The following is a 5,916-nucleotide window of genomic DNA, read 5'->3' as shown; positions in this document are numbered from 1 at the left end:
AGCAAGCTTATCCCCGCTGCCCCTCGACTTGCATGTGTTAGGCCTGCCGCTAGCGTTCATCCTGAGCCAGGATCAAACTCTTCATCGTTGATTTTTATATAACTTGACCAACCATTAAAAGATAATTGCCCGGCCCGTGTTTTCGATTTTTATTCAATATTCCCGATCTGTCGCCAGAACGGAAATACGCTGTCTTTACAATATGTCTATGAACTTTTTATTCTTTCTCGTTCGCCCTGTCTCCCAAAGCGGCTGCAAATGTACAGCTTCTTTTTTACCTGGCAAGCTTTTTTGAAAAAATTAAATTCTTTCTTTTCGCTTAACTGATAATGGAAACAAAACTCAATGAACATGGCGCTCCGAACGCCTTTTCCGTTTGCGCGGCACTGCCTCGCTAGCGGACGGCAAAGGTACGCCACTTTCTAAAACTGGCAAGGTTTTTATGCAGGTATTTTGGATTATTTTTGACATGATTTTTAACTTATTAATTTTCAATTATTTAAATAAGAACACTGCTTAAAAAACAATAACCGATGAGTAATTAACATCCAGAACTCGCTCCGCGAAGTCTCACGACTTCGCGACATACATCATTATGAACCTTGAACTATAATGCACCGCAAAGTCGCACCGAAAAGTCGGAGACTTTGCGAAACATGCCATTTGCGGAACAGGCTATTCATTAGACTATGGTAAACGATAAATATTGTTAAAGCTACATTACTCATTGCTACTTTAAACAATTGTTACATTGAACAACTGTTACATTTTCACATTACAAAAAGCGTTAGGGATTGCAGCGGCATCCTTTTTTAGCGGCAGCGCCGGCTAAAAAAGATACAGCGGAAAGCCCGACCCGATAGGGGAACGCCCTAACCTTTATCCTATTCATTAGAAGTATCCCTCTCCCTCACCAAAGACATAAAGGCTTGTGACCATGAAGCCCTAAAAAAACAGTCTTTCGTTTTTCTTTGATATCCAACTAAATAGGGTTGCCATAATAAGATAATACCCACGTATTTATAATCCGTTTACTACTGGTTTTAGGGTGTTTTATCGAAAAAATTGTACTGACCGTAAAAAACAACCTATTTTTTTTATGCGCTACCCTATTAGTATTACACAACTTGGGCTTTGCATAATGCGCTTTTTTACCGTGGAATAATTTTCATTGAGACCATCAAAAATTCTAAGACTCGCTGCTTCTGCACGCAAACGAACTGGTTTATGCATACATACAAAACACTCATGGATCTGAATGTACCTTTGAACAGCCCTCTACATACTAACCCTACAGCTCTTATTAAAAGATGTTTACCAAAACTAAAGCGCCTTGTATTGACGCTTAGCGTATTCCTTTTATATAGCAGCCTTGTCCATGGCCAATCTTTTCCGGTACAAGTATTACCACAAACCATGCCTCCTATCCCCGTTCATTTTTCTGAATATGCGGATATGTTTACGACAAACGGTCCTTTGAGGGTACAGCTTGTTTTAAACGATCTGAACATTTCTGATAGGGAGGTTCGCCTAAAAATATATTTTGAGGGAAACGGCATTCGCTTCCGCAGCAAGGATTTTATAAGCGGAGCAAAACCACTGTATTTGGAGGGCGGAATGCCTTTGGTGCTATCCCAGTCTGATTTAGCCCCTTATTTTAGCTATGAAAATATCATGGGCATTTCTCCCCATACTTACGGACAGACCATTCCGGAAGGGGTCTACCAGTTTTGTTTTGAAGTTATTGATGTCTTAACAGGAAACAGCCTTTCTCGGAAAACTTGTACTAGGGCCGTGGTCTTTAAAAATGAGCCTCCCTTTCTAATCTCTCCCCGCAACAAAACCGATATCACCGAAGTCAACCCACAAAACATTGTTTTTCAATGGACGCCCCGGCATATCAACGTCAGTCAAGTGGAATACGAATTTAGCCTCGTAGAAATTTGGGACCATGGTATTGACCCTCAGGCGGCCTTTTTGAGTACTCCCCCTATTTTCCAAACCACCACCACGGCCTCTACCTATATATATGGTCCGGCCGACCCCATGTTAATGAGCGACAAAAAGTATGCTTGGCGGGTACAGGCGAAGGCTAAAAAAGGCGCCGAAGAAATAGGGCTGTTCACCAACCAAGGGTATAGCGAGATTTTTTCTTTTAGTTACGCAGGTTCTTGCAATCTGCCCATGGGAATAGCCCATGAGGTAAAAGGCAGTACCAATGCCAATATTTTTTGGGAGGATTTTTCTACGGATATCCCGGAATATACGGTGCGGTACCGACAAAAAGGAAAGGCCAACGAATGGTTCCTAGGCAAGACTACTGCCAATCGGCTTACCTTATGGGACCTAAAGGCAGGAACCACCTACGAATACCAGCTACAGAAAAAATGTACGGTCACCGGTAGCGAATGGAGTACGACCAAGGAATTGACCACCTTAATTGTCGATACCCAGGCCAGCATATACGAATGTGGAATTGCCCCGAACTTTAAGCTGACCAACAAAGACCCGCTGCCCAAATTAATTTCCGACGACATTTTTATGGCCGGTGATTTTCCTGTTACAGTTACTGAGGTTAATGGCAGCGAAGGCCGATTTACTGGAAAAGGCTATGTCACCATTCCTTATTTAAACAGTATAAAGGTAGCCGTAGCATTTACTAATGTGCTAGTGAACACCGACAAGCAATTGGTAGAAGGTACCGTAATTACCAAATACGATCCGGTTATGAAGAATATTTTGGATGTAGACGTGGTGGCGGAGACCATAGATACCGTTTCGGACCTAGTGGCCGAACCCTTTGAAGGTAATAACGACCTGGACGAGATGCGGATTAACTTCGCCATTCCCAAAGACAGTATAGATAATTACATTACAATAAAGGACGGGATGGTAACCATTACCAATCCGGTGAACGGGGCCAGTATTTCGGAACCCTTGGGCGATGATAAAGTGGTTATCGACGGCGCGGGACAGGTGTACCATATAGATGCCGAAGGCAAAATTACCCAAGGGGGACAGATTGATACCGGCGGGGCGGTTACTGCCAATAATGTTGAAGGAATTTCCAAGGATGGGCAATTGGAGCGCCTTACGGCAAAAGATATACAGATAAGCTTTAAAGAGGTTCCAGGAATATATGGATTTGACCAGATACCCATGAACGCTGCGTATAATACGACCCTCCAAAAAGAATATACCAACATTGAGGATGCCGAAGGCAAGGAGTATATTTTGGTGCACCAAGCTGTTGAAAACCAAGGAGAAACCTATATAGATGCTGTCATTACACAAACCGGAAAAAATCCCTATCCCTTGGACAGCATTGTTTTTAAAACATCGCAGGGCGAAAAATTAGAGTGGTCAATACTGGATCCTAATACCTTGCGCCTAAAAGTAAAGGGGCACTACACTTTTGAGCATGAGACCATATATGCCGTGGTACCTTCTAGAACGGACAGCAGCAAACAGCTGACCGCAGGTGCATTTATGCTTTGGCACCTGACCGATAGAGCTGTAGATGTGGTCTTGGTAAGCGTTAACGGCGCTACTATTCCCGACCCTATAGCGACGGAGGTACACAGTATCTTTAAAAAGGGCGTTACCAGTGTCAATGTCTCTATTAGCAAAGAAAACATTACGCTAGATCCAAGTATTCTAGGAGATAACCAACAACTGGACATTGGAGAAAGTTCTTGGCTGACCAATTACAATGAGGAACAGAAGGCAATAATATCTCATCTAAAATCACAATTAGATTACGATAAAAATACCTACTACCTTTTTGTTTTTGGTGACGATGTACAACCGACTAAGGCCATTGGCGGCTTTATGCCTTTGTTACGACAGTATGGTTTTGTTTTCAAGAACGCCAATGGCGGGAGCGCTCAGGGAATGGGAGGCTTGGCCAAGACCATAGCCCATGAGATTGGCCATGGGGTATTTGCCCTGCGCCACCCCATTGAGCTTTACGGAATGGATATAGAGGGAAAAACAAAATGGTTGATGGATTATCAGGACGGTTCCCTCTTATCGCATATGGATTGGAAACAATTGCACAACCCCAAGTTGAAGTTTTATGTGTTTCAGGATAATCAGGAGGGGGAATATGAGACCGACGGGCATTATTCTACGGTGTATTTAACCAGCCTAATGTTAGGCATGGAAAATAAGAAAGCAAAAAACTTAGCTAGATATGCTGAATATCCGGATACAGATATACATGATGATACTGCTAAACTCCGTTATACATGGGCACACGGGGAACAGCAAATTATTACGCATGCCCTTAATAATGGCTTTCATTCTGATATTGAATTACTGACGGCTCTTGAATTCATTAACGCTTCTGACAAGGATATAGTAAATTTAGGAAGATTGTTGCATAAATATGGTGACACCTACTCTCATAGTAAAGTTGAATATTTTGATGATTTCGGAAACCCAACCACCATAATTGATAGCATAAAAATGTATGGAAAACCTATTACTGGATTTCGGGAAAAAATTGTTGCAAAACTCTCAGAGATATATTTTGGTCATAAACTTCATACTTGTGAACATAAATTCCCAGATGGTTTAACTCCAGATCTAATTGCTAAAAGACCTAATTGGTATATAAAGTATGTAAGGAATTTGGCAATGATAATATCTCTAAAATTTAATTTAGATAAAAACTTGAATTACAAGTTTCAAAATGAAAATATTAAATTATTCGAGGAATTAAGTCTATATGCACAACAACATAACATTTCTCTTATAGGAATAATGAATTATGAAACGGCCAAATGGCTCTATAATAACTCAAATAAAAACGAAGAATATTTTAGTTTTTATGTTCCCTTTGCTAGAGGTAAACTTGCTGTTCAAAATAGGGAAGCTCATGAAAAACATATTAAGAATACGAAACGTTATTTAAAGGACAAAAATATAAAGTTTACGACTCGAAGTAATATTGGTAAGCCTTTTGACGATGCAATATATATTACTTATCCACCTGTGGTAAGTTATAAGGGAACAGAATTTAAAATATGGAGAAATTAAAATATGGAGAAAATAGATTTATAATACTTTCATGATTGATCAACGATATAAAAAAAGTGGTCAATCATGTTAATAATCAGCTCCCCAGAGGCTCTCGACTCCGCGGACCATTCCAATAATTAAACCCTAACCAAAAAATGAAAGAAGGCTATATTGTACGCGAGCAGGACAAAATACATTTCATTACCTCCACGGTAATAGATTGGATTGATGTGTTTACTAGAATAAGGTACCGTGATATAGTGATTGCCTCTTTAAAATATTGTGTAGAAAATAAAGGCTTGATACTATATGGGTATGTAATTATGAGTAACCATATTCATTTGATCATACAATCCAAAGACGGAAAATTATCGGAACTAATTCGAGATTTTAAAAAATACACTGCAAAAAACATAATAGACAGTATACAAAAGGAACCAGAGAGCAGACGGGAATGGATGTTGGACCGGTTCAAGAAAGCTACAGAGACACATAGCAGAAACAAGCACTATCAATTTTGGCAATATGGCAACCATGCCGAGGAAATATATTCTAATAAGTTCATGTGGTCTAAATTAAACTATATACATATGAACCCCGTTAAAGCTGGAATCGTAAAAAAAGCAAGTCAATACATCTATTCTAGTGCCAGCAATTATGAGAATAAAAAAGGCTTGATCGATGTTGAATTGGTAGATATTTGAGGTCAAAATCGATCTTAAATTTTGATCATTATTGAATCATTGAAGTATGATGGCCCTCAAAGTCGGGAGACTTTTCGGAACTACTTTGCGGAACTACTTTGCGGAAGGGCAAAAAAAAAGTCCCTTCATTTTCATGAAGGGACTCTTAAAAAAAGGCGGCGGCCTACTCTCCCACTTGGTGTAGCAG

The 5,916-nt window shown here is 40.1% G+C and carries 2 protein-coding genes and 1 rRNA gene; 2 read left to right on the top strand and 1 reads right to left on the bottom strand.

What is annotated here, in order from left to right:
* Positions 1-88 (bottom strand): 16S ribosomal RNA (locus HCG49_RS18250); the annotation flags it as partial.
* A 1,139-nt stretch (positions 89-1,227) separates the two neighbouring features.
* On the opposite strand from HCG49_RS18250, the gene HCG49_RS18245 reads away from it, so the two are divergent.
* Together HCG49_RS18245 and HCG49_RS18240 are read left to right on the top strand one after the other, a co-directional pair.
* Positions 1,228-5,043: a fibronectin type III domain-containing protein gene (locus tag HCG49_RS18245; RefSeq protein ID WP_168470916.1), complete on the top strand. Its 3,816-nt coding sequence runs from the start codon at positions 1,228-1,230 to the stop codon at positions 5,041-5,043.
* A gap of 137 nt (positions 5,044-5,180) precedes the next feature.
* Positions 5,181-5,729: an REP-associated tyrosine transposase gene (locus tag HCG49_RS18240; protein WP_168470915.1), complete on the top strand. Its 549-nt coding sequence runs from the start codon at positions 5,181-5,183 to the stop codon at positions 5,727-5,729.
* The last annotated feature ends 187 nt before the right edge of the window (positions 5,730-5,916 follow it).

This window comes from Arenibacter sp. 6A1 (assembly GCF_012272855.1).
Lineage (GTDB): Bacteria > Bacteroidota > Bacteroidia > Flavobacteriales > Flavobacteriaceae > Arenibacter.
The sequence above is the reverse complement of the archived record's forward strand: the minus strand, read 5'-3'. Positions and strand labels throughout refer to the sequence as shown.

Bases quoted from the DNA above. Each gene is read 5' to 3' on its own strand.
- HCG49_RS18245 (WP_168470916.1), top strand. From the start codon at position 1,228: ATGCATACATACAAAACACTCATGGATCTGAATGTACCTTTGAACAGC.
- HCG49_RS18240 (WP_168470915.1), top strand. From the start codon at position 5,181: ATGAAAGAAGGCTATATTGTACGCGAGCAGGACAAAATACATTTCATT.